Annotated in this window: 26 protein-coding genes; 15 read left to right on the forward strand and 11 right to left on the reverse strand. The window is 50.4% G+C overall.

Features of this window, described 5'->3' with window-relative positions; all coding sequences use genetic code 11:
• The 3 genes from ftsX to ACMXD4_RS09480 are packed head-to-tail and all read left to right on the forward strand — an operon-like array spanning window position 1 to window position 1,806.
• Complete coding sequence (gene ftsX, locus ACMXD4_RS09470) at window positions 1-963, forward strand: permease-like cell division protein FtsX (protein ID WP_033156567.1); 963 nt, start codon at window positions 1-3, stop codon at window positions 961-963.
• Window positions 964-967: 4 nt separating this feature from the next.
• On the forward strand, window positions 968-1,399 hold the full coding sequence (locus ACMXD4_RS09475) for a YcgN family cysteine cluster protein (RefSeq protein WP_033156566.1): 432 nt from the start codon (window positions 968-970) through the stop codon (window positions 1,397-1,399).
• Window positions 1,384-1,806, forward strand: a complete 423-nt coding sequence (locus ACMXD4_RS09480) for a hypothetical protein (protein ID WP_415880586.1) — start codon at window positions 1,384-1,386, stop codon at window positions 1,804-1,806. The genes ACMXD4_RS09475 and ACMXD4_RS09480 overlap by 16 nt, the downstream gene beginning before the upstream one ends.
• Window positions 1,807-1,852: 46 nt before the next feature.
• Here ACMXD4_RS09480 and ACMXD4_RS09485 read toward each other — a convergent pair whose 3' ends face one another.
• Both ACMXD4_RS09485 and ACMXD4_RS09490 read right to left on the reverse strand, forming a co-directional pair.
• Entirely contained in the window at window positions 1,853-2,038 is a 186-nt protein-coding gene (locus ACMXD4_RS09485; RefSeq protein ID WP_033156565.1) for a hypothetical protein, read from the reverse strand.
• Between the two features lie 11 nt (window positions 2,039-2,049).
• A complete protein-coding gene (locus ACMXD4_RS09490) occupies window positions 2,050-2,343 on the reverse strand; it encodes a hypothetical protein (protein WP_415880587.1) in 294 nt (97 codons plus the stop codon).
• Window positions 2,344-2,614: 271 nt separating this feature from the next.
• On the opposite strand from ACMXD4_RS09490, the gene ACMXD4_RS09495 reads away from it, so the two are divergent.
• Window positions 2,615-3,154, forward strand: coding sequence for a copper resistance protein NlpE (locus ACMXD4_RS09495; RefSeq protein ID WP_033156563.1), 540 nt, complete (start codon window positions 2,615-2,617; stop codon window positions 3,152-3,154).
• 100 nt (window positions 3,155-3,254) lie between these two features.
• Here the strand turns inward: ACMXD4_RS09495 and ACMXD4_RS09500 are convergent, their stop codons facing one another.
• Window positions 3,255-3,791: a gamma carbonic anhydrase family protein gene (locus tag ACMXD4_RS09500; RefSeq protein WP_033156737.1), complete on the reverse strand. Its 537-nt coding sequence runs from the start codon at window positions 3,789-3,791 to the stop codon at window positions 3,255-3,257.
• Between the two features lie 80 nt (window positions 3,792-3,871).
• Between ACMXD4_RS09500 and ACMXD4_RS09505 the strand changes: the two genes are divergently transcribed.
• From ACMXD4_RS09505 to ACMXD4_RS09520, 4 genes are all read left to right on the forward strand, one after another.
• On the forward strand, window positions 3,872-4,882 hold the full coding sequence (locus ACMXD4_RS09505) for an SPFH domain-containing protein (RefSeq protein ID WP_415880588.1): 1,011 nt from the start codon (window positions 3,872-3,874) through the stop codon (window positions 4,880-4,882).
• 1 nt (window position 4,883) lies between these two features.
• Window positions 4,884-5,555: a zf-TFIIB domain-containing protein gene (locus tag ACMXD4_RS09510; protein WP_415880589.1), complete on the forward strand. Its 672-nt coding sequence runs from the start codon at window positions 4,884-4,886 to the stop codon at window positions 5,553-5,555.
• Between the two features lie 286 nt (window positions 5,556-5,841).
• Window positions 5,842-6,792, forward strand: a complete 951-nt coding sequence (locus ACMXD4_RS09515; RefSeq protein WP_415880590.1) for a glycosyltransferase — start codon at window positions 5,842-5,844, stop codon at window positions 6,790-6,792.
• A gap of 12 nt (window positions 6,793-6,804) precedes the next feature.
• Window positions 6,805-8,841 (forward strand): GtrA family protein, encoded by a 2,037-nt coding sequence (locus ACMXD4_RS09520; RefSeq protein WP_415880591.1) that lies wholly within the window; start codon window positions 6,805-6,807, stop codon window positions 8,839-8,841.
• Window positions 8,842-8,877: 36 nt separating this feature from the next.
• Here ACMXD4_RS09520 and ACMXD4_RS09525 read toward each other — a convergent pair whose 3' ends face one another.
• The 6 genes from ACMXD4_RS09525 to ACMXD4_RS09550 form a co-directional block, all read right to left on the reverse strand.
• On the reverse strand, window positions 8,878-9,438 hold the full coding sequence (locus tag ACMXD4_RS09525) for a chorismate--pyruvate lyase family protein (RefSeq protein WP_415880592.1): 561 nt from the start codon (window positions 9,436-9,438) through the stop codon (window positions 8,878-8,880).
• A gap of 3 nt (window positions 9,439-9,441) precedes the next feature.
• On the reverse strand, window positions 9,442-11,529 hold the full coding sequence (recG, locus tag ACMXD4_RS09530) for an ATP-dependent DNA helicase RecG (protein ID WP_415880593.1): 2,088 nt from the start codon (window positions 11,527-11,529) through the stop codon (window positions 9,442-9,444).
• Window positions 11,530-11,571: 42 nt separating this feature from the next.
• Window positions 11,572-11,967 (reverse strand): RidA family protein, encoded by a 396-nt coding sequence (locus tag ACMXD4_RS09535; protein ID WP_020482115.1) that lies wholly within the window; start codon window positions 11,965-11,967, stop codon window positions 11,572-11,574.
• 1 nt (window position 11,968) lies between these two features.
• A complete protein-coding gene (locus ACMXD4_RS09540; protein WP_020482114.1) occupies window positions 11,969-14,152 on the reverse strand; it encodes a RelA/SpoT family protein in 2,184 nt (727 codons plus the stop codon).
• A 5-nt stretch (window positions 14,153-14,157) separates the two neighbouring features.
• Entirely contained in the window at window positions 14,158-14,397 is a 240-nt protein-coding gene (gene rpoZ, locus ACMXD4_RS09545) for a DNA-directed RNA polymerase subunit omega (protein WP_033156558.1), read from the reverse strand.
• A gap of 475 nt (window positions 14,398-14,872) precedes the next feature.
• Window positions 14,873-16,324 carry a M48 family metalloprotease gene (locus tag ACMXD4_RS09550; RefSeq protein WP_415880594.1) on the reverse strand — a complete coding sequence of 484 codons (1,452 nt, stop codon included), beginning with the start codon at window positions 16,322-16,324 and terminating at the stop codon, window positions 14,873-14,875.
• 127 nt (window positions 16,325-16,451) lie between these two features.
• On the opposite strand from ACMXD4_RS09550, the gene tusD reads away from it, so the two are divergent.
• The 7 genes from tusD (at window position 16,452) to ACMXD4_RS09585 (ending at window position 21,306) form a co-directional block, all read left to right on the forward strand.
• Complete coding sequence (tusD, locus tag ACMXD4_RS09555) at window positions 16,452-16,841, forward strand: sulfurtransferase complex subunit TusD (protein WP_026604410.1); 390 nt, start codon at window positions 16,452-16,454, stop codon at window positions 16,839-16,841.
• Between the two features lie 7 nt (window positions 16,842-16,848).
• The gene (tusC, locus tag ACMXD4_RS09560) at window positions 16,849-17,205 is read left to right on the forward strand and encodes a sulfurtransferase complex subunit TusC (RefSeq protein WP_415880595.1); all 357 of its coding nucleotides are present in this window, start codon (window positions 16,849-16,851) and stop codon (window positions 17,203-17,205) included.
• Window positions 17,206-17,296: 91 nt separating this feature from the next.
• Window positions 17,297-17,881, forward strand: a complete 585-nt coding sequence (locus tag ACMXD4_RS09565) for a PilZ domain-containing protein (RefSeq protein WP_033156554.1) — start codon at window positions 17,297-17,299, stop codon at window positions 17,879-17,881.
• 41 nt (window positions 17,882-17,922) lie between these two features.
• Window positions 17,923-18,912: a bifunctional biotin--[acetyl-CoA-carboxylase] ligase/biotin operon repressor BirA gene (gene birA / locus ACMXD4_RS09570; protein WP_415880596.1), complete on the forward strand. Its 990-nt coding sequence runs from the start codon at window positions 17,923-17,925 to the stop codon at window positions 18,910-18,912.
• Entirely contained in the window at window positions 18,909-19,649 is a 741-nt protein-coding gene (locus ACMXD4_RS09575; protein ID WP_415880597.1) for a type III pantothenate kinase, read from the forward strand. Before birA ends, ACMXD4_RS09575 begins: the two co-directional genes overlap by 4 nt.
• The gene (locus tag ACMXD4_RS09580; protein ID WP_415880598.1) at window positions 19,646-20,401 is read left to right on the forward strand and encodes a hypothetical protein; all 756 of its coding nucleotides are present in this window, start codon (window positions 19,646-19,648) and stop codon (window positions 20,399-20,401) included. The genes ACMXD4_RS09575 and ACMXD4_RS09580 overlap by 4 nt, the downstream gene beginning before the upstream one ends.
• 392 nt (window positions 20,402-20,793) lie before the next feature.
• The gene (locus tag ACMXD4_RS09585; RefSeq protein ID WP_033156550.1) at window positions 20,794-21,306 is read left to right on the forward strand and encodes a hypothetical protein; all 513 of its coding nucleotides are present in this window, start codon (window positions 20,794-20,796) and stop codon (window positions 21,304-21,306) included.
• A gap of 180 nt (window positions 21,307-21,486) precedes the next feature.
• Here the strand turns inward: ACMXD4_RS09585 and ACMXD4_RS09590 are convergent, their stop codons facing one another.
• Together ACMXD4_RS09590 and ACMXD4_RS09595 are read right to left on the reverse strand one after the other, a co-directional pair.
• Window positions 21,487-22,122 (reverse strand): hypothetical protein, encoded by a 636-nt coding sequence (locus ACMXD4_RS09590; RefSeq protein ID WP_415880599.1) that lies wholly within the window; start codon window positions 22,120-22,122, stop codon window positions 21,487-21,489.
• A gap of 238 nt (window positions 22,123-22,360) precedes the next feature.
• The gene (locus ACMXD4_RS09595; RefSeq protein ID WP_415880600.1) at window positions 22,361-24,511 is read right to left on the reverse strand and encodes a hypothetical protein; all 2,151 of its coding nucleotides are present in this window, start codon (window positions 24,509-24,511) and stop codon (window positions 22,361-22,363) included.
• Window positions 24,512-25,080: the final 569 nt, after the last annotated feature.

A 25,080-nucleotide genomic window follows, 5' to 3' on the forward strand; every position in this document is an offset into this window, starting at 1 on the left:
ATGAAACGCAATCACCGCAGACAAACCGGTAGCAGGCTGCTGGAATTATTCCATGCCTATATGCTCAACCATGCCCATGGACTGTTCTCCAGTCTAGGCCGGCTGAGCCGCACGCCTTTTACTTCCACCATGACCATTCTGGTATTGGCCATCGCCATTTCCTTGGCCAGCAGTTTTTATATCGTGGTCGCTAACATCCAGCAATTGACCGGCAATCTGGAGTCCAGCAATCAGATGTCCTTGTTTTTGCACGACAACATTACCGACGCTGCCGGCCAGAAGCTCGCCGAGCAAATCCAGCAAAACGGTAGCGTCATGGAAGTTAAATTTATCAGCAAGAAACAGGCGCTGGAGGAGTTCAAAGCCAATAGCGGTTTCAGCGATGCGTTGAATGCGCTGGAACGCAATCCCTTGCCGAGCGTGATTCAAGTAGTGCCGAAAAATGCGCTGGAAAGCAACGAAGACATCGAGAAACTGATGTCCGATTTTAAACAATTCCCGCAAGTCGATTTCGTGCAGGTGGATATGCAATGGGTGGCGCGCTTGCAAACCATCATGCTGATTGCCAGCCGCGGTGTGATGTTAGTCAGTCTGCTACTGGGTTTCGCGGTAACCTTCATTACCGGCAATACCATTCGTCTGGAGTTGCAGAATCGCCAGGACGAAGTGTTTATTTCCAAACTGGTCGGCGCTACCCATGCTTTTATTCAACGGCCGTTTTTGTATACCGGCTTTTGGCTGGGTTTTATCTCGGGTTTTCTCGGCTGGCTGATCATGACGATCATGCTGTTGATCCTGGAAACGCCGGTGGAGAAACTATCGACCTTGTATAACAGTTCATTCGACTTACTGTTTTTGAGTTTCTCGGAGTTTATTTTGCTATTGATGATTTCGTCCATGCTGGCGGTACTTGGTTCCTGGGCGGTGTTGCACTATCAGTTGCGGCAACTAAAACCGCAATAAGCCTATGAATTTTTGGGAAACCAAGACCCTGGCGCAAATGAGCACGGAAGAGTGGGAGTCGCTGTGCGATAACTGCGGCAAGTGTTGTTTGAACAAGCTGGAAGACGAAGACACCGGAGAAATTGCTTTTACCAGCGTGGCGTGCGATTTGATCGATTTAGAAACCTGTCGTTGCACTCGTTATAGCGAGCGTTGCACGCTGGTGCCGGAATGCATCGACTTGAAGCAACATGACTTTGCCGAATACAACTGGTTGCCGTCAACCTGTGCATACCGCTTGTTAACCGACGGTGAATCGTTGCCTAGCTGGCATCCCTTGATCACCGGGACTCGCGAGTCGGTGAAAGAGGCGGGGGTGTCTATCAGCAGTTATGCGGTTAAAGAGTCGCAGGTTACCGATCTGGAAGATCATATTATCGAATGGTTGCAGCCCTGATTCAGGCTGGCTGGGCCGCCGGTCAACTTCGTTTTCCGGCGGCTTCAGGTGTGGAAAAGCCGGGATTACCGATCCCTTGGGTGGACTTTAGCTTATCCTTTGCCGGGCAACATACCTACCGTACCCGGTTTAATTCGTTTGCAACTCACTACGACATCTTCCTGACGGCATTTTGCTTCCTGTGGGTTGCTACAGGTGTCGCAAACTGTGTTACCAGTGCTTTTTACCTCGTCGACATGCCAGCCGTAACCTTGGGACTGGCAGAATTTCTTGCTGAATCTGTCGATATTGTAGTTTTTGGCAGCATTTTCCTTGGCTTTGCTCTCAACTTGGCAGTGCTCGGGGGCCAGAGTGTTCGCCATTATGTCTCGATAAATATATTCGGTAGCCTGGACGGGGCTAGCTAACAATAAACAGGCTAACAGGGTGCCGATAAAAGTGGTTTTCATCATATTAATCCTCGCGGTTGCCGATGACTCGGATGTTCATTAAGCGATTCTCTTCGGCAATTTGATCCTTGATGGGGGCAAATTTTTCGTTTTCGCTCATTTTTACCGCCAGGATGGCGCCAACAACAACTGCGGTAGCCAGCACCAAATACAACACGAAGTTATCTTTTTCTTGTTTTACTTCTGTCATGGTTTTACCTCTTATAATAATAAATCGGCCAGTGCCGAACCGAATTTGTATTGAAAAACCTGTTCGCCCTTTAACGGGGTCGGCACTGATTTGACGTCAATCTTAGCGATTTCTCCGATACCTATAGCATGCTCGCGCCGTCGAGCCAGATCGAATATTTCGCTGAAAGCATTGAATGCATCAGCCAGGAATTGCGTTACACCTCCATGTAAGCAGCTACGGATTGAAAACACCTGATTTAGGCATTTCTGAGCTGCTTCATGGTAGCGAATCGAAACAATAAAAGAAATGCGCGGGCTTGTCAAACAAATATCGTATCAATATTATACGTTTGCCGTTGTTTTCGCAAAGACTGTCTGCAAGTGGTGTTTGGATTTTGCACTATTATCTGCTCTCCCCAATCTGATCAGGCGCGATTTGGCGTAAAAAGCCGACGGCGCTTTATTTGAAAAGTCTGGAAAAAGCAGCATCTACCGGCGATAAAATATTCGCGAAGTTGAAATTGGCGATTATCCTGGTAGTCTTCGATGCTGTTCTTGTCTAATTACTTTACTCACAGAAATAGAAAAATCTCATATGCAAACATTGACTAGAAAAATTAAAAAATATGTGACGGTGATTTTTTTAGGTGCATTGCTTCCGGCGCTAAACCCGGCTTGGGCGGAATCCGATAAGCAACTCCAGGAAAAAACGCTTAAAGCGCGGGAATTGATTCATCAGAAAGACATGGATCATTCCGCCCATGCGGAACTCGCGGACAAAACCGAGGGATTTCGCGGCGTGTTTTACGGTTATTTGCCCTGCAAGGAAAAAGATTGTGATGGTTTCAAAATGACCTTGTCTTTGAAACAAAAGAACAATTACTTATTGGTCACTCAATACGCAAAAGCCTCTTCCAGAGAGTTTTACGAGAAAGGCAAGTACGACTGGGATGACAAAACTCACATACTGTCGTTAACCTCCAATAAAGGCGATCTGAATCGCAAATTCAGCATCAAAGACGAAGGAACGTTGATACACCTGAATAGCGACGGTACGCCCATGCTCGGCGACCAGGACGATTACACGCTGGCAAGAAGCGATAAATCAAAATCTCGGGAAGTGCATATTCATTAAGCTCTTCCCTGAAGGGTCTAGCCGGTTTTAGATGACGCCGGCTATTTAAACGATAGGCTGTCGGATGCAAAGCGCCGATACAGCCTAGAGAGTATGAAATTTACGCTAATTCAGCTAAATAGTCGTTTTTCAACTTCACATAATGTTTGGCCGAATATTCCAGAAAAGCTTTTTCTTCATCGGTCAAAGCCCGCATTTGTTTGGCGGGTGTACCGACATATAAATAACCGCCTTCCAGCTTCTTGCCGGGCGGCACTAAAGCACCAGCACCCAGCATCACATAATCCCCCAGCTCGGCATCATCCATCACAATTGCACCTATGCCGATGAGACAATAATCGCCTATCGTACAGGCATGCACCACGGCGCGATGACCGATAGTGACGCCCTTACCGATTGTCAACGGATGGCCTTGCGGCGAATAGTCGCCAGCGTGGGAAACATGCAACACCGAGCCATCCTGAACGTTGGTGCCTTCGCCTATGGTAATAGCTTCGACGTCTCCGCGTATCACCGTGGTCGGCCACACCGATACATCGTCGCCTATTCTCACATCGCCGATCACGACCGCCGCTTCGTCGATGTACACGTTTTTGCCGACCTTGGGTTGTTTGCCTTTATATATTCTGATTGCCACCGCAACTCCCATTTTTTGCCATACTTAAACCGCGATGTTACGCAATTAATCGATTCTTCTCCAGTCCAGCGAGGGTAGTGATGGCATTTATAGACGGTATCAGACGGCAACTACGTTCGGTTATCGAATGGGAAAACCCCGATCCAGATCTGTTGTTGGCACAATGGACTGAAAACGGCGACGAAATCAAAAATGCCTCCAAATTAATCGTCGGTCCGGGGCAGGGCTGTATTTTCGTGTATCAGGGCCAGGTCAAAGCGGTGATCGAAGAACAATGCATGATCAATTTAGAAACCGATAACGTGCCGTTTTGGACTACGATCAAGAAATTCATGCAGTTTTTCGAGAGCGAACATAAGGTGGGGATTTATTTCTTCCGCAAAACCAAGATTCTCGATCAGAAATGGGGCACCACTTCGCCAATTAAATATCAGGACCCGAAATATCATTTCCCGGTCGCTTTAAAAGCTTACGGCAACTACAGCTACCAAATAGCCGATGCCAACGATTTTTTCGTCAATATCGTCGGCAGCCATAACCAGATGCGCATTGACGATTTCCGCAACATTCTTTCGGCGCGGATCATTAATCCCATTTCCGACTATCTGGCGGAATGTCAGTATAGCTTTGCCGACATCGACGCCAACCGCGACGAAATAGCTCGTGGTATTGCCATCAAATTAGCCATCGTGTTTCGCAAGCTGGGTTTCAGCATTAGTGATTTTCGTATCGAAGGTACCGATTTTGACGAAGACACCTTGCGCCGTATCAATCGTATCGCCGATCTGACGGCTGAAGCGCAAGCCGCGCAAGCGGTGGGCCTGGATTATGCCAAGGTGCAACAGCTGGACGCCTTGCGCGATGCGGCTCGCAACGAAGGCGGCGGTGCCGGGCTTGGTATGGGGATGGGCGCCGGCATCGGCTTGGGGCAAGGTATGGCGCAGTCGCTGGGCGCGACGACTAATCAGGCTGCTACTGATAGCAACCAAACCGTCGCCAAGCTTACCGAGTTAAAGCAGCTATTCGAAGCGCAGCTGATAACCGAAGCGGAATACGCCGCCAAGAAACAACAAATATTGGACAAGTTTTAGCATGGCCAACTGCACGAGTTGTTCCGCACCCTTACCCGCCAACACACAATATTGCAGTTATTGCGGGGTCCGCAACGACATTGATCTGCTAGGCAAGCACGACTATCAAGTCATCGATGCCACCAGCGAACGAGTTTGCCCGGAATGCGCGCAATGTCTGCAAACCATTAGTCTGGATGCCGCCGGTTCCCTGCATATCGAGAGGTGCGCCAACTGCTATGGCTTATTTTTTGATCCCGGTGAAATAGAAACCTTGCTGGATAGCGCGGTGGCGCCGGTGGTTACTGTCAACCTGGAACTGCTGAGCAATATTAATAAGGACCGCTACCCGAAAAATGCCACCGTAAAATACCTTAAATGTCCGGTGTGCCAGGTGTTAATGAATCGGGTGATCTACGGCTATCGCAGCGGCGTGATTATCGATCAATGCAGAAGCCATGGTATTTGGCTGGACGGCGGACAAATCAGTCATCTGCTGGAATGGAAAAAAGCCGGCGGCCAGATTTTGAATCAGCAAAAAATTAATGCCAAACAAGAAAAAGCCAGCTCCGAGCAATTCAAAAAGGCCTTTCGGAAAGACTATTCCCGCCCGCAACAAAGCTATGGCGAACAAAGCATCGACGGCGATTTAGTGGCGTCGGTCGCCGAAGTGATATTCAAGATTTTTGAGTAACTTTAGTGTCGTCGGTTGTACTTCGGCCGTGATTTTTTTGAATAACGCCGAAGCAGGTCGGTTTTGCGCTATTTTCAATCGGTGAGTGCTTTGCCTTGCTAAAATCGCCGTGCCGCCATATTCTTATTCGATAAGTCGGGCCCTGCAATGTCTCGCTTGAGGTTGGGTTTCGAATTCGCGTTAAAAAACCAAAGACACCCGTCCGCGGTGTTGCAATAACAAAAATGTCCGGCTCTGACAGCTCGGAAAATACCCAAGAACAATATTTAGCGAGTAAGGATGGTTGATGAATAGTTATGCTCAGGACGGTTCCAAAATCGGCAAAATTGCCGTACTTTTGCCTTGTTATAACGAGGGGCTGTCGATCAGAAAAGTGGTTGACGATTTTCGCAAAGAGCTTCCGGATGCTACCGTCTACGTTTACGACAATCGTTCTTCCGATAACACAATTGCAGAGGCCACTCTAGCGGGCGCGGTGGTGAGATCAGAACAGTGGCCGGGGAAAGGCAACGTCGTCAGGCGCATGTTTTCGGATGTCGATGCCGATATCTACATCATGGCCGACGGCGACGGCACTTACGATTCTAAAGTAGCCGGGCAAATGATTCAGCGTTTGGTCGACGAACATTTGGATATGGTTGTCGGTACCCGGCGTAACGTATTCGAAAATGCCCATAGGGCCGGCCATGGTTTTGGTAATCGGCTGTTTAATGCGATGTACCGCAGTCTTTTCGGGCCGCTGTTTACGGACATTTTTTCCGGCTATCGAGTTTTTTCGCGGCGCTTCGTAAAAAGTTTTCCGGCGATATCCAGCGGTTTCGAGATAGAAACCGAAATGTCCGTTCATGCCAGTCAATTGCGCATGCCCATCGCGGAAATGCCCACCGATTACGGCGCGCGCCTAGAGGGCTCCGCCAGCAAACTGCGTACGGTTCGGGATGCGTTCAGAATACTGTTTACCTTTCTGATATTGTTCAAAGAAATTCGTCCGGCGCGTTTTTTTGGCGTGCTTGCGATGGGCCTGATTCTGATTGCGCTGGTTCTGGCTCTGCCGCTATTGCTGACATATTTAGATACTGGCTTGGTACCGAGATTTCCCACCGCTATTCTGGCAACAGGCATAGTGCTATTGGCTGGCATATTCACGGTTTGCGGTTTGATTCTGGATAGCGTCGCCCGCGGCCGCCTCGAACAAAAGCGCATGTGGTATATGACAAACAGCAGAAGTCAGGCATAGGTTGTAATCCGGATGTTTATTCGCTTCCTGCTCGTCGGCGGAGCCGGCTTTTGTATCGATGCCGGTCTGACTTTTTTGCTGATACAGCTTAATTTGGCGCCGTGGCTGGCGCGTATTCCGGCTATTTTTTCCGCAATGCTATTTACGTGGTTGGCCAATCGGTGTTTTACCTACCAAGTCGAACATTCCCGTTCTATCCGCGAAGGCGGGCGCTATGTGCTGGTGGCATTGAGCATGGCTTTAATCAACTACCTAATTTACTTGGTTTTGGTTAGTTATGGCTTGTGGCCGATGTTGGCGGTGACCTTGGCAACCGCTTGTCAGACCATTCTCAGTTTTCACGCCTATCGTTATTTCGTATTCAGTGATGCCGCCGGTAATACAAACAGCGATTTGCGGCAGAAATTATCAACCGGAACAAGGTTGGAGGGCTTTGTTAGGGCAAGGTCTTGGTATCCGGATTTGGCTGTATTTGGTATTGCCACCGCGATTCTCGCGGCGGCAATGATGGTTTTGCGCGGCTTGGACAGTGGCTTGACCGGCAGCGACGAGGGATCTCATTTTTTGAATGCGTATCTGATCTGGTCGTATGTCACCACAGCATTCGGGCAGAATCCCATGCAGTACGCCACTGATTTTTACGTGCATTACCCCAAGATTTCGATTGGGCATTGGCCGCCGCTGTACTATGCGTTTCTGTCATTATTCTTCTTCATCCTGCCGCATGCTACCTTTCCGTTCATGCTGGTCAATTTGCTGATAGGGGCGCTACCAGCTTTATTGGTGGCACGTATTACCAGGCAAGTTATGGGTATGCCTTGGGCGCTTTTAGCGGCGATTGCTTATGTCTGCATGCCCGTCACCATTAATAACACCTTGCGATTAATGTTGGATCAGGCTTTGGTCGGCTTGTGTGTGTTGGCGGCCATGCAGTGGAGTGGTTACACCCAACAGCCCACCTTACGCAGAGGTTTGACCTACGCGGCTTTAACGTCAGCCGCTATCCTGGTAAAAGGCAACGGCTGGTTACTGGGCGTATTCCCATTTTTCCATATTGCTCTGACGGGACGTTGGCAGATACTGCTGAATTGGCGTACATACGTATCGGGTTTCGCGGCGTTGGCTGTCGTGGGGGCCTGGACGGTAGTCACCTACAAAATATCCAGCGATGGTTTCAATTACGCTTGGGGTATGGATTACTTTGTTTTGGCTTTATCGGCGTTCCTTCCCGCCATATACGCCAATATCGGGCCGATAGGGACAATCGCGGCGCTAGTCGGGGTAGTCGTCAGTGTGAGCGGCAGGGCGGATCCGGCTTTAAGGGAAGCCGGGCGCACCGGCCTGGCTATGGTGCTTGCCACCGTAATCTTTCATGCCATCGTGCCGGTGGATTTGGATCAGCGGTATATGTCGTCCGCCATGCCTTATCTGGCGGTTTTTATCAGCATGGGCGCCGCAGCCGCAGTACGGCATTGGCAGTGGGCATTTGCTAGGCCTTGGCTGGTGGCAACAGTCTTGATCTTTGTGTTTTGCGCTCCCGGCTGGTTTTTTCTTGTCGACCGCGCGCCAAGGTTTGATTTGCGCATGGATTTGGTAGCCGAACAAATTATCAGCCAGGCGCCGGGTACGGTGACGATTGTCGACGGGCATGCGGGCACTGAGGGTGCATTCGCGGCCGAACTGGCGTTACGCGATAAGCTTTTGCAGTGCTACGTGGTGCGCAGTTCGCAGTTGTTGGCAAAATCGGACTTCATGGGTAAACGCTACGCCCTAATAACGGAGTCGCCGCAAGCCGTGTTGGATTTGCTGGATCAGGTTTCGGCTAGTGCTGTGGTAGTTGCTGAAGGTCCTTTAATAGAACCGCATTTTGCACACTCCGATTTGTTGCTTTCGGCATTAAAACAGCCGAATTCGCCGTTTCGGTTAGCGCAAACCTATCAGCACTACCGGCACGATGGCCGAACCTATTTGTATCTGCGCGAAACGCCGATACGATTGGATCGGGAAGCGGTCAAGCGTGTCAATTTTCCCGAAAAAGCGCCACTATGACGCATGGTAGAAAAGGCGGCTTGAGCCGGTTCTCGATTACACATTCAGCACCCCCGGCAGAAAAAACTCCGCGACCAACAACGGTTGCCGATGGATCGCATAAACCGTTCGCCGCCCCCAAATAGCATCGTTTACACCAACCGCCGTTTGCAAACCTGGCGACCAAATGCCTGTATCAGCCCGACTGAACTGTCTCTGGCGGCGCTCCAAATCCGGATAGGCGAAAATCACTTCACCCAAGGGCCTGGTGCCGAGATGGGACAAATTGCGGTGGGCGATTTCGATGGTCGGCTCCGGCAGGATGGTGCGGGCCAGCACCAAGGGCTCGCCGTCGGCGTGTAACAGTACTTCCCGGATCAATTGATAACGGCAGGGCGGCAAGCCCAATAGTCGGCATTCGTCTATGAAAGCCGGTTTCCAGCGGTGGAATAACACTTTTACGCCGAAGCGGTTGCCGTGGATGCCGCGCAGACGTTTGGTCAACGAGCCGGTTTCATTGAGCCAGGATTGCAGATCGTTCGGCAGTTGCCGTTGGCTGCTTGGTTCGTGGCTTTTCCAGGTGGGTGGGCGGCCGAATAAAAAACTTTTGTCGGGCAAGCGTTAAACCTCGGCGTAATGGCGGCTATGGCCGATCCAGCGCTGGATCAGCGGCTGAATGGCGTCTGGGTGTTGGCGATGGATCAATTGCGCGGCGGCTGGGATCAGTTCCAGCAGGTCTCTGTCGCGCTCTAGGTCGGCGATTTTGAACTGTATCTGCCCGGTTTGGCGGGTGCCCATCACTTCGCCGGGGCCGCGCAATTCCAAGTCTTTTTCGGCGATCACGAAGCCGTCGTTGCTTTCTTTCAGGATAGCCAGACGTTGCTTGCCGGCTTGCGAGAGCGGTGACTGATATAACAGCAGGCAATAGCTGTCCTGATTGCCGCGGCCGACGCGGCCGCGTAATTGGTGGAGCTGCGACAAGCCCAAACGCTCGGGATTTTCGATGATCATCAGCCCTGCGTTGGGCACATCCACACCCACTTCAATCACCGTGGTGGCAACCAATAAATCGCAATCGCGATTTTTAAAAGCTTGCATCACCGCGTCTTTTTCCGCGGCTTTCATCCGGCCATGCACCAGGCCGACACGCACATTCGGCAGGGCTTGGCATAGATAAGCGGCGGTTCTCTCGGCGGCTTCGCATTGCATAACCTCGGATTCCTCGATCAAGGTGCAGACCCAGTAGGCCTGGCGTTGCTGCGCAACCCAATGTTCGATACGGCCGATGACTTCTTCGCGGCGTTCCGAGGAAATCACGCTGGTGGCGATGGGTTTACGGCCGGGTGGCAGCTCGTCGATGATGGAAATATCCAGATCGGAATATTGCAGCATCGCCAAGGTGCGCGGAATAGGCGTGGCGGTCATGATCAATTGATGCGGCCTCAATCCGCCGTGTTGGCCTTTTTCACGCAAGGCCAGGCGCTGATGAACTCCGAAGCGATGCTGTTCGTCGATGACGATCAAACCAAGCTTATGAAAATGCACACTATCCTGAAATAGCGCGTGTGTGCCGATCACAATATTGGCCGTGCCGTCCGCCAAGGCATCCAACGTGGCTTGTCGGGATTTGCCTTTCAATTGACCGGTCAGAAACAGCACTTGGTGGCCGGTTTCGGCGAACCATAGGCTAAAGTTGCGAAAGTGTTGTTCGGCTAATAATTCGGTGGGTGCCATGATCGCGACTTGATAACCCGAGTTCAGCGCCAGCAAACTTGCTAGAGCCGCCACCACGGTCTTGCCGGAGCCCACATCGCCTTGCACGAGGCGCAGCATGGGTTGTGCTTGGCAGCAATCGCTTTCGATTTCGGCGGTCACTCGCTGTTGCGCATTCGTCAGTTGAAAAGGCAAGCCTGCGAGGAATGCCTGTTTGGCAGCTTGGTTTATGTCAAAAACCGGCGACTGCCAGCTTTTATAAGCTAACTTGCCTTGCAATAGTGCCAAATGGTGGGCCAGAAACTCCTCAAAAACCAGGCGTTTTAAGGCGGGCAAGGAGCCGCCGTTAATGATCTCTACCGACAAATGCGGCGGCGGATTATGCAAGGTTTGTAGCGCATCGCTGAGGGAAGGGTAGCCATGCTCGATCAACAACTTAGCCGGTAGCCAGTCCGTAATCGCGCTGTCGCTGGTTAAACATAGAGTTAACGCCTGTTTGATGGCTTTACGGAGCGCGGATTGGGAAATGCCTTCGGTTAACGGATAGACCGGCGTCAGCGTTGCTTCCAGCAGCTGCTCGGCGGCAGAAACGATTTTGTATTCCGGATGCACCATTTCCAAGCCGTTGTAACCGTAACGGATTTCGCCGAAACAGCCGAGTAGGGTGCCGGGCTTTAGCTGCTGACTTTGTTGCACGGTGAAATGGAAAAACCGGATCGACAAACTGCCGCTGTCGTCGGCAATACGGCAAATCACACTGGGACGGCCGCGCTGGATGCTATCGGTAAATTCCACCGTGCCGCAGACCAAAGTGGTCATGCCCGGCATCAACTGGGAAATCGGCACGATACGGCTGCGATCCTGGTAGCGCAAGGGCAGGTGGAACAACAGGTCTTGGAGGGTATGGATGCCCAGTTTTTCCAGGCGGGCGGCGGATTGTGAACCGATGCCTGTCAAGGTGGTGACAGGCTGTTTATGCGGTTCCGGATGACTCATGAATCAACAGATAAGGCGAAATAAAACGCCCCGTTGTTTTAATCAGTAGTATTCGTTGCGCAATACCATCACGCCGTCCATTTCCACGCCAACGCCTTTGGGTAATGCCGCCACGCCTATTGCCGCACGGGCGGGGTAGGGTTGGCTGAAGTATTCGGCCATGATTTCGTTGACGATAGGGAAATTGCTTAAATCGGTGAGAAACACATTGAGTTTGACGATGTCGTTGAAGTCGCCGCCAGCGGCTTCGGCGACGGCTTTCAGGTTATCGAATACCCGGCGGATGTGCACAGCGATGTCACCGTCCACGACTTGCATGGTCTCCGGGTCAAGCGGGATTTGTCCGGATAAATAAACCGTCTCGCCGACTTTGACGGCTTGCGAATAAGTGCCGATTGCTTGCGGGGCCAGAGGTGTCGAGATGATTTCCTTGTTCATGCTATGCCTTGATGCGGGTAATTTTTAAAACGATGGAGAGTTTTTTCAGCTTGCGGATGATATTGGCCAAATGCACGCGATCCTTCACAGCCAGGGTTAATAAATCCACCGAGACCCGATCATCCTGGCTGACCACGGTAATGTTTTCGATATTGGAATCCATGCTGGAGATGGTCGAAGCGATGGTGGCCAGCGAACCGCGTTGGTTTAATAGTTCGATGCGGATTTCAGCGGGGAATTCGCCGCTGGCTTCCGGGCTCCATTCCACATCCAGCCAGGTAGTCTGTTTTTTTCTGACTTCATTGCTGTTACGGCATTCGTGATGATGAACGACGATGCCCTTGCCGGGGTTGAAGAAGCCGATAATCGAGTCTCCCGGAATCGGCCGGCAGCATTTGGCCAGACTGACGACGATGCCTTCGGTGCCTTTGATAATTAAAGGGGTTTTATGCGTTGATTCGTTGTCGTCGAGTTTGACGGCCGCGTTCACGTCGGTTTGACTGATGCGTTTTGCCACCAGGAAGGGCATGCGATTGCCCAAGCCGATGTCTTCCAGCAACTCGTTCATCGAGTGCTTTTTCAAGACCTGCAACACCTGGATGATGCGGGTGTTATCGACATTTTCCAGTTGAATACCCAGGCTCTGCAATTCTTTTTCCAGCAGGCGGCGGCCCAGATTGATCGCTTCCTGCTGGTTGAAGTTTTTCAAATAGGCGCGGATGCAACTGCGGGCCTTGGCGGTGGTGACGTAGTTCAGCCAAAGGGGATTCGGTCTGGCCCAAGTGGCGGTAATGACTTCTACCGTCATGCCGTTTTCCAGCTTGGTTTGTAGCGGTACCAGTTTCTTGTCGATGCGTGCCGAAATGCAGGCGTTACCGACATCGGTATGTACCAGATAAGCAAAATCGACAATAGTCGCGCCGCGCGGCAGTTTGATGATCTTACCTTTGGGGGTAAATACGAAAACTTCTTGCGGGAACAGATCGACTTTTAAGTTATCGATGAATTCCAGCGAATCGCCGGCGGATTTTTGAATCTCCAGCAAATCGCGCAGCCATTCGTTGGCGCGGGCCTGGATGGTCTCACTTTTATCGTTGTCGGATTTGTATAGCCAATGCGCGGCAATTCCCGATTCCGAAAGGCGGTGCATTTCGTGGGTGCGAATCTGAATTTCGATAGGTACGCCGTAAGGGCCTATCAATATCGTGTGCAGCGACTGATAGCCGTTGGCTTTGGGTAAGGCTATGTAGTCCTTGAAACGGCCGGGAACGGGTTTATATAGATTGTGTACGCAACCTAAAGCCCGGTAACAGTCGTCGACCTGATGGCAATAAATGCGGAAAGCGTAGACATCAAAAACGTCGGTAAAGGAAATCCGTTTGCTGAGCATTTTTTGATAAATGCTGGCGATGTTTTTTTCGCGGCCCGCCACTGCACCGTCCAAGTTGGATTCGTTTAGACGATTTTGGATGGCATTCTGGATGGTGTCGATGATTTCCTTGCGGTTGCCGCGCGATTTTTTCACGGCATTATTGATGGCCGTGTAGCGGTTGGGGTAGAGCGCTTTAAAGCCCAGCGATTCCAGCTGATGCCTGACATCGTTCATGCCCAGCCGATTGGCTATAGGGGCGTATATTTCCAGCGTTTCCTTGGCGATGCGGCGTTTTTTATCGACCGGCATATTGCCCATGGTTTGCATGTTGTGCAAACGGTCGGCGAGTTTTACCACGATTACGCGCAGATCTTGCGCCATGGCTAGGAACATTTTTCTGACGTTTTCCGCTTGCGCTTCGGCGCGGGAACGGCTGTCGATCTTGGAGAGTTTGGTCACGCCATCAACCAGTTCAGCAACTTCGACGCCAAACTGTTCCCCCAGTTGTTCCTTGCTGATAGGGGTGTCTTCGATGACATCGTGCAGAATGGCCGCCATGATGCCATGGTGATCCATGTGCATGCTGGCCAGTGTGATAGCCACGGATACCGGATGACAGATATAGGCTTCGCCGCTTCTGCGGAATTGCCCGGAATGCGCGGCCGCGCCGAAATGGTAGGCGCGGATCACATCGTTGATTTGTTCTTGGTCGAGATAGCTGCGCAGGATCTCGCAGAGCTGGTGAAGAAGTTTTTCTTCAGGATGCTCGATAGCAGGTAGCGCTGGTGCGGGTTTGACAGCTATCTCGGGCATGGGTGTTAGATTTCCAGATGGGTTTCCGAAACGTAACCTGCGCGATGCAAACGGTCGATATTTTCTTCGTTGACAAAGCCTGCGGCTATTTCACGAAGTGCCAGCACAGTGTCTTTATCTTTGCCGCGTGGAACGAATTCATCGGCGCCTTTTTCCAACTGCCGTGCTCTTTTGCTGGCGAGTAACACCAATTTGAAACGGTTTTCAACATTTTCCAAACAATCTTCAACGGTAACGCGTGCCATTATTAAACCTTATCTGAGTTTGCGGGGGATCTTCGCCCGATAGACTTTAACAGTACTGAGCGGACAGGGTTGAATTATAAGATAAATGACGCACTTAGGCCAATCGAGGCTGCAAGCGGCTAGGTGGAGAAAGTAAAACGACAGGCAATAAAAAGCCCGCTATACGCGGGCCCGTCCTGTTTGTTGTAATTATTATTGTTATTGTGTTGGACGCCTGCCTTAGGGCAGTTTAGTCAAGCAATTACTATTTTATAGTTATTATTATCAGCCGTTTTACAGGCTGTTTCCCTCCCCCCTCAAAGATGCAACCCGTTAAGGTTGAATGCACTCCGTATTCAAGGTGGGCGCAGTGTATTTTAAAAAAAACCGGGTGTCCAACAAAAAAATCAGTTTTATTTCGGGAAATGGTTTTGCCCCGAAATTAATTTTCTTAAACAAAAACTTAGCTATCATCAGTTTTTTCTAATGTTTGAAATTAGCGTTCCATTCGGCGCGATTCTTCCTCGCTGAGAAAGAAATTTAGCCGTTCGTTGAGGATGGCTTGTAGCTGAAAGCTGAGATCAGTCTGTTGTTTTGCCAATCTGATTTGCATGATCGCCGCTTCGGTTTCGCCGCTGGCGTAATAGTATTCGGCCATGTAGCGATGCGATTCTCCGGGCTGTTTGAGGTCGGCGAAAATCTGTGCGAGTAGTTCGTAATAATACGGCTGGTCTTTCTCGCTATCCGACAAGCTTTGTAACACTTGTTTTGCGCGTTGCGGTTGAGCGTTCTTGACCAGGCTGCGGGTATATTGAATTTTTAGGGCGTCATTGCTGGGGAAGGTGTTAATTGCTTTCTCAAATAATTTGCCGGCTTTTTCGTAGTCGTGCGCATCCATGGCCGTGCGGGCCAGCGCGGAGATATATTGCGGTTGCGACGGATATTGCTCGGTGAGTTTTTGAAAAATTTCGCTGGCTGCGGGGTATTGTTGATTTTCCAAATATACCAAGCCCATGCCATAGCGGGCGACAGCTCTTTGTTCCGGCGTGCCTTGCATTTCGAGCGTGGTGAAATGCTGTAGCGGGGTGCGTTTGTCCTGCGCAGTCAGCACGGTAAGCTTGGCCTTCGTCAACAAATACGCTAATGAATCCGGATATTGCCGGTAGGGATAGATTTCCGCTCTGCCGCGGGTGTCGGCCACCCGATTTTCAGATACCGGGTGGGTTCTTAAAAATTCAGGTACGCCCTTTCCGTAATAACGGGTGGATTGCTGTAAGCGTTCGAAAAAAGTCGGCATGCTGCGCGGGTCGTAATTGGCACCGGCTAGGGTTTGCATACCCACCCGGTCTGCTTCTTTTTCGTGGTCGCGGGTAAAATCGATTTGAAACTGAATGTTGCCGGCTTGGATTGCCATTAAAGCTGCTTGGCCCATATTGGGGGACTGGGTGCCGATCAAAATCGCCGCTAACGTGGCGGCGACGGTCGGGATCGACAATTTGCTGGCTTTTTCAATCGATCTGTATAAATGACGTTGGGTAACGTGAGCAATCTCGTGAGCCATTACCGATGCCAGTTCGCTCTCCGCTTCGGTCAAAAGGATCAAGCCAGAATTGACTCCAATGTATCCTCCTGGGCCGGCAAAGGCGTTGATATTAGGATCCATCACGACAAAAAAGTGGAAGGGATTGGACTGCGTGTCGCTGTGGGACGCTAATTGCCGACCTATGTTCTGGATGTATTGCTGGATTTCCACATCCTGATTAATTTCGGCTTGTTGATGCAAATTACGAAAAAAAGCTTCGCCGAACTCCTTTTCCTGAGCGGGTGAAATGATGGCGCCTGCTGAATCGCCCATGTCCGGCAGTTGGATTTTTTCGATGTCCAAGGCTCGCGGCGACGGACAGAACAGGATCAGGCCAAGGCTGAAAAAAAGAGGCTTAATTGTCATGGAAGCTCGGACTGGAAGCAGTAAGTTTGGTTCAATGGCGAAACAATGCGCGGCAAAAACGGGCAGCTTGAACGTGCTCGTATTAAAATAGGCCGAATATTGAATTTAACGATTATTTTACAGCGCGATGAAATATGCCGTACAAGTTAATGCCAGTCCTTACGCCAGCAATGCCGGCCTGAACGCCTATCGGTTCATTCAAGCGGCGTTGGCGGCCGAGCACCAAATTCTGCGAGTATTTTTTTACAAGGAGGGTGTCTATCACGCTTTCCGTTATGCCCAGCCGCCTGAGGACGAATTCTCGATTACTCGACATTGGTCGGCTTTGGCTGAGCAATATGGTGTGGATTTAGTGGTGTGCATCTCGGCGGCGCAGCGCCGGGGTTTATTGTGCCTTGATGAGGCTGCACGGCAGGGTAAGCAGGATGACGATACGGCGCCAGGGTTTCGGATAGCCGGTTTAGGACAGTGGCTGGAGGCGACTCTGCTGGCTGACCGCAGTATTGTCTTCGGTTAACTGTGCCATGAAACGCTATCTATTCATCATGCGCCGCTTGCCTTACAGCGGTGGTCATCTGCAAGAAACGCTGGACGCGATTTTGATTGCCGCGGCCTTTGATCAGCACGTCGCCTTGCTTTTTGTCGACGATGCCGTGTGGCAATTAAAAAATCAGCAGCAACCTGGCGGATTAGATTTAAAGGATACCTCGGCAATTTTTCAGGCCTTGCAAATTTACGACGTTAACGATTTGTACGTAGAAGAAGAATCTTTGCAACTGGCCGGACTCACATCCACCGATCTAATCTTGCCTGTCGTCAGTCTGCCGCGTGTCGAAGTTAGCCGCTTGATGCATCGTTACGACCTTATTATTTCCGATTAACGCTGCGGAGTTAAACAGTTGAAGCCGCTTAAGCTAAAATTCTTTATTCGTAATATTTACCCCACTTAAGTAGACCGAGGACGAGCACACCATGGCGGATGAAATTGAAGAAAAAAGGCGTTATTTTCGAGTCAACGACACGATAAATCTGCTGCACAAAGTCATCGACAAAAAAAATGTCGACGCCTTGAGTCATGTCTCTAATGATGTATTGGGCAATTGTTCATTGACCTCCGCCTTGGACGTGTTGGCGCAGGAAGCTCGCATGTTGTCGCCGCGCCTGGAAAGGCGCGATCCGGAAATGTTTGAATATCTGAAGATCATCGACACCAAAATCAACCTGATCGCCCAGGCGATCAGCGCACAGAGCGAAGAGTTTTCCGAACACGATACCCGCGACGTCAGTCTCAGCGCCACTGGGTTAGCTTTTAGCAATGAAACACCTATAGCGGTTGGCGAACTTCTGGAACTGCGGATGCTGCTGACCTCCTGTATGGCGGTGATCGTGGCCTACGCGAATGTTGTCCAGTGCAAGGATATTTCCGGTGAAAGTCCGGAGCGGCCGTTCTTTATCTGTGTTGAGTACGTCAATCTCAAAGAAGACGATAGAGAGCTGTTAATCAAGCATGTCGTCAAGAAACAATTGCAACAATTGCGTGATAAAAACGAGTTTTAGCGCCGTAGTCCGGCTTTACTGCGCGTTCGACAGGTTGGCGATTGATCTCTCCTAAACTTAAACAACTTTTACATGTCCTGGCGGACGGTCAATTTCACTCGGGGACCGAATTGGCGGGCTTGCTGGGCGTGAGTCGTTCGGCGGTATGGAAACACTTAAGTGCGTTGTCCGAATTCGGTATCGAGTTACTAGCGGTATCGGGCAAAGGTTACCGTTTGCAAAGCCCTTTACAGTTGTTGGACGAGCAACAGATTGATCAGCACTTGGAGGGTCATGCTCGATCCTTGCTGGGTGAACTGGAAATTCACGACGAGATTCACTCTACCAACACTTATTTATTGGACAGGGCGCGGCAGGGCGTTGGTATCGGCTCGGTCTGTCTGGCCGAACGGCAAACCGCGGGGAAAGGGCGGCGCGGTAGGTATTGGGTTTCGCCGTTTGGTCACAATATTTATTTATCAATTTTGTGGCGTTTCCAGGGTGGGCCAGCTGCGATCAGCGGATTGAGTCTGGCGGTTGGAGTGGCGGTAATCCGGGCGTTGCGAGGTTTCGGGATTGTTGATGTGGGTTTGAAGTGGCCGAACGATATTTATTGGCGACATCGTAAATTGGCGGGGATTTTGATTGAGGTGTCCGGGGAAAGTAGCGGGCCTTGCCATGCGGTGATAGGTTTGGGTTTAAATGTGTATTTGCCGGTGCATGAAGGTCAGGCCATCGAACAGGATTGGGTCGATTTGCACGGTATTTTGGCGGAGTCGGTTCATGGTCAACGTAATCGGCTGGTGGGCGAATTATTAAATCAGTTGTTACCGGTGCTGGCGGATTACGAGACCCGTGCGTTGGGGCATTATCTCGACGAATGGCGTAGCTACGATTGCATGCAAGGCAAACAGGTCGATATTTTTATGCACGAGCAGAGCTTTAGCGGCGTGGTGGCGGGCATCGACGATCAAGGTCTGTTGTTGCTGAAACTCGCCGACGGCGAAACCCGAGTGTTTGCGTCCGGCGAAGTCAGTTTTCGGCGCTTATGATTTTACTGGTCGATATTGGCAACTCACGTCTGAAATGGACCCAGGCAGAGGCCGGTGTGCTGAAACCGACGATGTTTATGGATTATCGCCTAGCGGATTTTCCGGAACGTTTGCGTGAGTTTTGGCTGAGTATCCCCGCACCCAAGCAAGTGGCTATGGCGTCGGTATCGGAAAATGCTCTGACCGTTTTATTGGGCGACATGGCGCGGGGACTATGGCCCGGTGTAGAGCTGATCATGCCGCAGTCTTCGCAAACAGCTTTTAACGTCAAAAATGCATACGCTGAGCCGGAGAAGTTGGGGGTGGACCGCTGGTTGGCATTGCAAGCGGCACATCGTTATTATCCTGGGGATACCTGTGTTGTCGATTGTGGCACCGCCATCACAATAGATTTCATCGAGAGCGATGGCAGGCATCTGGGCGGCTTAATCAGTCCGGGGTTGTTGCTGATGAAAAAATCCTTGGCAAACAATACCGCTGCGCTGCCGTTTAGCGAAGACCAGGCAGAAACAAGTTTGGCGGTTGTCACGGCGGCGGCTATCAATAACGGTACCTTGTTAGCCGCGGCTGGTCTGGTAGAGGCGGCCTTGGTGCGTCAGCCCAAAGCCTATCAGTTAGTGTTGAGTGGCGGCGATGGGGAGATGTTAGCGCGGCATCTGGCCGTTCCAAGCATTGTAGACGGCGATTTGGTCTTTAAAGGCTTGCTCAATTATTGCCAAAACGACAAAGCCTTATGAAGGTGCTGTTTTTTTTGTTATGTCTGCTGAATGTGTTGTTTTTTTTCTGGAAGCTACATTTTGGTGCGCTGACGCCATCAGTCGAGCCGGTCACTAATATTCCGGCCTTGCTAACGGTCAGAGAGAGACAATTGGCACGGCGTGGAGCACAAATTTCTGCTTATCTGGACAATGCTGCCGCTGAATTGCAAGCCAAGCAAGTGGCGGATATTTTGCAGCGCTTAAACCCGCCTCAAATTGTTTTAGTTTTCAAAACAAGCCCTCATACGCCTAAGCCAACTGGTTCAGACAGGCAGAAAACCGCAATCCATCATTGCTATGAGGCCGGGCCGTTCAGCGATCAGGAGGCGTTGCGGCGATGGGCCAGCGCTGAGCATTTAACTGTGTTTAAAGCCGCAAACAAATCAAATATGGTTTCTTCGGACTTTCAGGTTTATTACCCGGCTGGAAAAGATGCCGAACAAACCCGTATCAATAAGATGATGTTAAAAGCCAAAGGATTAAACGATGTCTGGCCAATCTCGGATGGTGATATCAAAGGGGCAATATCGCTCGGCGTGTTCAATGATCGGCAGCGCGCCATGCTATTTAAAAACCAGTTGGCCGAGCAAGGCGTCAAAGCGGAAATTAGGCAGCGCAATAAACTCCGGGATGAATTGTTTATTCGGTTCGTCGGGGGGCAGAGCGCTATTTTCAAGAATGTTGGCTATGCACGAGTGGCCGATATAGACTGTGGCAATGCATTGAAATAGGCGCCAGACGCTGGCCGCATTTGCTACAGACGCTATGACGGTCGTTGCGCCGGATGAGGCTAATTTAGTTTCATCCGGCTTTTTTATGTCCGAAAAATTACTTTAACGCAGTTCAAAAGGTGTAACGCACCGATTTGGTGACTTTTTTAGGCAAAAGGCAAAAATCACTCGTAACGTGTCGGTAATATTTACACTTTGCAATTTTTGCTCTTATAACTTATTGAAAAAAAACATAATTAATTATGGCATTATATTTGCTTTGTTCTGTATGGGTGGGTGTTGGTATATATCCACCCCCCTTCTTAGTTGGAATTGAGGAACAATTTTGACTAAGGAGTAAGGTGGTCAAAAGGATGACCAATTGTTAACGTTAATTTAAATGGGGAATATCCATGAAAACGCTTTTATCTTTAAAACTTTGGCTTGCTGTTTGCCTATTTGCGGTTTCGACTGTAAGTTCGGCAGGCATCATTTGGGAATCTACTGACGGCGATAGCAATTTTATCTCCTTCGGTTCTAGTTCATTCCCATTTACTTCAAGTGACACCTTCGGTATCTTTTCTGCTACCGCTGATCTGGCTATTGATGCACCTGTTTACACTTTTAACGGTGTAGGCACGTTTGCTTCTGCTAGCCCTTTCAAATTGGGTCTGTTGACAGCGAGCGGTTGGGTTAGCGAAGCTGGTAACTATGAATTGGGTGCCCCTAATACGTTCTTGTTGACCTTTGTAAAACCAGGCGTAGTCACCAGCAACTTGAGCTTTCTGTTTGGATTCGATCTGAAAGCTGCTGCGAATCAAAACCCTGTCACTAGTGTACCTCTCCCTGCATCGGTATGGTTTATGACAAGTGCTTTGATGGGCTTCCTGTATACCGGTCGTCGTAAAGCGGCCGTTCAAGCTTAAAATTTTTGAGCTTTTTAAACCGGATGGAGTCGTTCTCCATCCGGTTTTTTTATGTCTGTTGAAAATCTCCGAGTACCTTTAAATTCCCGCATGGCGGGAGCTTTTAAATCGCTTAGTGGATCATTGTGGCCGTTGAGCTCCCGTTTTCCCGGGAGCGACGATGGATAAATAAGTGAGCAATTAATGGTCTTTCTTCACTGCTTTTCTGCTTAAGAACACGCCAACAGCGCTACCGAATAACCAAATGGGTGCGGGCAGCGGAACTGGCTGAACAGAGCCTGACACGGGTTTAAACGACACTAATTTCAACAAATCGCCATTCAGAAAATCGTTGTTCGCCGCCAAGGTAAAGTAGCCGGAGCTGGTCGGCGCGGAGGAGCCGGCTTTGGCGTAAAGGTTAAACTCACCCGCGCCGCCGTCCCATCTAGCGCTTTTTCCCCAACCGCCGCCTTGCGTCCACTGGCCTATCAATTGTTGGCTAAAGTCCAGTGTTTCGCCTGCGCTATCCCAGGTGGCAAAATCGAAATCCGTCATCTGAAATGTGCCGTTTCCCAAGCCTCCCGTGGCGTTGGACACGGTTAATGTGAAAGCCTTGATTGCGTCATTGTTGCTGAAATCGAGAAAAGCCGAGCCTGGATTGGGAATGAGTTGCTCATCCAGGCTGATAAGGCCTTGCGCAGTGGCGGCGTTTCCGAATTCTAAGCCGCTGTAATCGAGACTAAAAGTAACTATTGCGGCGTCGGCGTTGCCGGCTGCACATAATGGGATAAGTACGGTCAGGCCGGTTTTTAAAAATTTGTTGAGTTGCTTATTCATCGTTGTTCTGGTTCATATTGAAAAGGAGACCACTCTGGTCCGGTGGGTAGGGCTTTACCGGGCGAGTCGGTTTTGCTAATCCAGCCTTTAAATTCCCTGGCGTTGCTACGCCCGTAAAAACGGGAATCCGGTTCCTCTCCTGTGCGTCGGCTAGCGCAGGAGAGGCTTTGTTTAAAGCTTAGGCTAACAGCTTGCCGAAATGCCGGGACTGGAACATGTCCGTCCCGGCCCGCAGATGCTAACCGCCGCTGACTATCATGCTTCGTGCCTGATTCTTTAGATTGATCGCGTTTTGCATGAGCGTTGTGCGGTTTGGATAAAGCTTGTTCGTTGCCTGTGTTTCGTAATAGAGCGCTTGCTGCAGTTTGTCTAACGCATCCGGATAGGGATTAATGACAGCTTCCTTAAGTACGTCGATAGCGTCCTGAGTATCGGCAATCGCCAGTTTTAAGGTTTTGACACTTTGGTCACCGTTCAACGTAATCGCTTTTTGATCCAAAAGATTGGAGCTGCGGATGTTTTCCAGCACGTTGATGGAGCGCAGGAACAAGGCAACGGCAATCACTTGCGACGAATCCAGTTTGCCTTGGCGGTTGGCTTTGCTTGAGGTAAATGCGCCCGGTGAACTGTTAAATGCATCCGAGCTGTAAAACGCTACGGTCTCTTCCAGAGTGGTCACGCTGTTGTTGTGGAAGAACGGCGCGGTATCGGCAGCTTCTATCAGCGATGGCGTGTTAAAACGATTCAATCCCTGATGTCCCGCTGGGCGCGTCGTGGTGCCGGCCGGTGCGACACTACCGTCGCTATAACAAGTCTGATCGAAATTTGGACCGCAATCGGTTTGTAGCGTTTGTCCGAAACCACCATCGTAGGCCAGATTTGGATCGGCCAAATGATGCAATTGGTCGCGCATGCGCTCGACGCCGGTGTCCCGGGTAGGATTGGCGTTGGTGGTGGAACTGATGCCACCGGCGTTGGAATGGCAGCCGTTGCAGTTGCCGGTAGTGCCGAATAGCACCGTACCATCCGCAAGTTTGGGATTGTTTTTGGTGTTGAACAACAGCAAGCCGTTTTGCACCAGCGGCGACTTGAAATACATATTGGCAAGATTGATTTCTTCACTGCGGCCCAGAGACAGCATATAAGCTTCCAACGCATCCAGCTCGGCTTCGGTAGGCAATCTAAAGTCGATGTTTTCAGCGCGAATCAGGGTTTTGGGCAAATGCTGTTTAATGGCCCCCTTGGCGAAATCTCGCAGCGACCCGCCGTCGGGGGCGCCGTCTCCAGACCAACCGATAGCATGCGTATGCGTACCGGATTGCTGCGCTTCGGGGTCGTGAGCGTTGAAATAATCCGTATCCTGAGTGAATTCGCCGTTGCCGTAACCTGGGTTGATGGTTTTTTCGAAGGTCAGGGTGTTGGCAATACCTAGCAGATGCGAGGAGCTACGCATGACTGGCGGCCTATCGAAGCCATCGACATTGGCCACGAACAAACCAAATTGTCTGAGCAGCGCCGGTTTTTCCAGATCGGCCAATACCGGATTGGTCTCGGCTACAAATAGCGGGTCGGTTTTCGGCAGTTTGGCAATGTAGCTGGGATCGATGGTGTGGTTGTTGTCCGGCCTGTGGCAAGTGGCGCAAGTACGGCCGTTGCCGTTAAAGGTTTGTTCGGTAAACAGCTGTTGCCCGGTGGCGATCAGTTGCGTCAGTTGTTCGGGCGAGGTGGCCGCCGACGAAGTTACTGCGGCTTGCGCGGTTTTGGGCAATAAAAATTCGAACGCCGCTTGTGCGGGGCGGGCGTTCTCTTCTGCCGTTACGGCGCCTATGGTTGCCGCCGGCCAATAGCGTTCGGTGTAATACAGCCGTTGCAGCAAGCTTGGTGAGCCGAATAACAGGCCGCCGGTTTGCGGTGTCTCTCCGGCTTTGGCAATCGCGACGGCATCCATCGTAAAGCCGGTGAAGCGGTCGCGGTCCAATTGGGTTGTCAGTAAATGTTTATCTTCATGAGCCGACAATGGGCCAATTTTGATTGCTTTATCGTTTAGGTTATTGCCGGATTTGTGATTATCCAGCAGCCACACATCGTATTGTTCTTGATTGGATAAGCCGCTGACCGCCACGCTTAATTGGCCATTCAGCAGATTCAATGCCGCTTCACCATTGGCAGCGGTAAATTGCCGAGATTGTGCTCGCGAAAAGCCCAGGCCGACACGCAAAACCTCCAGGTTTCCTTGTTGTTCGTGTGCGGTTTTCCAGCGTTCGTATACTTTACTTAAGGCATCGACATTGCCGTGGCCGGTGAAGGGGGCTTCCGGTTTGGGGGTAAGAGCATAGCCCAAGGCGATGGCGGCGACAAAAGCCAAGGGAATTTTTAATTGTTTTTTCATGCTTATAATCCTGGGTTGAGCTAAATAAGGCTGATGCGGCGGACAACGACGGGATTTGATAGAAAGCACGGTTCCGGATGTTTCTGATCATGGTAACCAATTAAATTGTGTTCCAGCGCGGCATCCCCCAGGCCAAAGCAATAGCCATGCCCGAATGTGTTTTATTGTAATCTTGTTGAAAAAACTTATATAAATCAATGATAAGAATTTATTTGATGCTGATTTTTTTTCAGCTGAGAACAAGCTTCTTCGGGTCGCTAGATGATTTTTTCGATATGTCAAATTTCTAGCTTTTGGATAAGTGTGTCATATGCCCTATCTATGCGTTATATGACATAGTCATTTAGATTGCCGGCGCTAAAAGTGCTGTAAGTTTTCGCTAGAGGGTATGTTTTAGAGGCTTTTGTTGGGAAATATTTTTTTGTTCTGCAAATTCCGGCATTATTTATCCGGTTTTGGGGGGTGAGCTCTTCCGGTGGACGAGTTTTGGCTATTTAGCGTGTCGGAAATTGGGTTATTTACCTTAAATTGCAGACTATCGAGGCCTTGCGGTCGGACTGAGTGGCTTG

This window comes from Methylomonas sp. TEB, assembly GCF_047777895.1.
In the GTDB taxonomy this organism is placed as follows: Bacteria; Pseudomonadota; Gammaproteobacteria; order Methylococcales; family Methylomonadaceae; genus Methylomonas.

Excerpts from the sequence above, each read along its gene's own strand:
- tusD (WP_026604410.1), top strand. The coding sequence starts at position 16,452 with ATGAAATATGCCGTACAAGTTAATGCCAGTCCTTACGCCAGCAATGCC.
- ACMXD4_RS09535 (WP_020482115.1), bottom strand. The coding sequence starts at position 11,967 with ATGAACAAGGAAATCATCTCGACACCTCTGGCCCCGCAAGCAATCGGC.
- ACMXD4_RS09585 (WP_033156550.1), top strand. The coding sequence starts at position 20,794 with ATGAAAACGCTTTTATCTTTAAAACTTTGGCTTGCTGTTTGCCTATTT.
- ACMXD4_RS09515 (WP_415880590.1), top strand. The coding sequence starts at position 5,842 with ATGAATAGTTATGCTCAGGACGGTTCCAAAATCGGCAAAATTGCCGTA.
- ACMXD4_RS09580 (WP_415880598.1), top strand. The coding sequence starts at position 19,646 with ATGAAGGTGCTGTTTTTTTTGTTATGTCTGCTGAATGTGTTGTTTTTT.
- rpoZ (WP_033156558.1), bottom strand. The coding sequence starts at position 14,397 with ATGGCACGCGTTACCGTTGAAGATTGTTTGGAAAATGTTGAAAACCGT.
- ACMXD4_RS09595 (WP_415880600.1), bottom strand. The coding sequence starts at position 24,511 with ATGAAAAAACAATTAAAAATTCCCTTGGCTTTTGTCGCCGCCATCGCC.
- ACMXD4_RS09505 (WP_415880588.1), top strand. The coding sequence starts at position 3,872 with ATGGCATTTATAGACGGTATCAGACGGCAACTACGTTCGGTTATCGAA.
- ACMXD4_RS09510 (WP_415880589.1), top strand. The coding sequence starts at position 4,884 with ATGGCCAACTGCACGAGTTGTTCCGCACCCTTACCCGCCAACACACAA.
- ACMXD4_RS09520 (WP_415880591.1), top strand. The coding sequence starts at position 6,805 with ATGTTTATTCGCTTCCTGCTCGTCGGCGGAGCCGGCTTTTGTATCGAT.
- tusC (WP_415880595.1), top strand. The coding sequence starts at position 16,849 with ATGAAACGCTATCTATTCATCATGCGCCGCTTGCCTTACAGCGGTGGT.
- ACMXD4_RS09495 (WP_033156563.1), top strand. The coding sequence starts at position 2,615 with ATGCAAACATTGACTAGAAAAATTAAAAAATATGTGACGGTGATTTTT.
- ACMXD4_RS09475 (WP_033156566.1), top strand. The coding sequence starts at position 968 with ATGAATTTTTGGGAAACCAAGACCCTGGCGCAAATGAGCACGGAAGAG.
- ACMXD4_RS09590 (WP_415880599.1), bottom strand. The coding sequence starts at position 22,122 with ATGAATAAGCAACTCAACAAATTTTTAAAAACCGGCCTGACCGTACTT.
- ACMXD4_RS09550 (WP_415880594.1), bottom strand. The coding sequence starts at position 16,324 with ATGACAATTAAGCCTCTTTTTTTCAGCCTTGGCCTGATCCTGTTCTGT.
- ACMXD4_RS09565 (WP_033156554.1), top strand. The coding sequence starts at position 17,297 with ATGGCGGATGAAATTGAAGAAAAAAGGCGTTATTTTCGAGTCAACGAC.
- ACMXD4_RS09485 (WP_033156565.1), bottom strand. The coding sequence starts at position 2,038 with ATGACAGAAGTAAAACAAGAAAAAGATAACTTCGTGTTGTATTTGGTG.
- ACMXD4_RS09575 (WP_415880597.1), top strand. The coding sequence starts at position 18,909 with ATGATTTTACTGGTCGATATTGGCAACTCACGTCTGAAATGGACCCAG.
- recG (WP_415880593.1), bottom strand. The coding sequence starts at position 11,529 with ATGAGTCATCCGGAACCGCATAAACAGCCTGTCACCACCTTGACAGGC.
- ACMXD4_RS09480 (WP_415880586.1), top strand. The coding sequence starts at position 1,384 with ATGGTTGCAGCCCTGATTCAGGCTGGCTGGGCCGCCGGTCAACTTCGT.
- ACMXD4_RS09540 (WP_020482114.1), bottom strand. The coding sequence starts at position 14,152 with ATGCCCGAGATAGCTGTCAAACCCGCACCAGCGCTACCTGCTATCGAG.
- ftsX (WP_033156567.1), top strand. The coding sequence starts at position 1 with ATGAAACGCAATCACCGCAGACAAACCGGTAGCAGGCTGCTGGAATTA.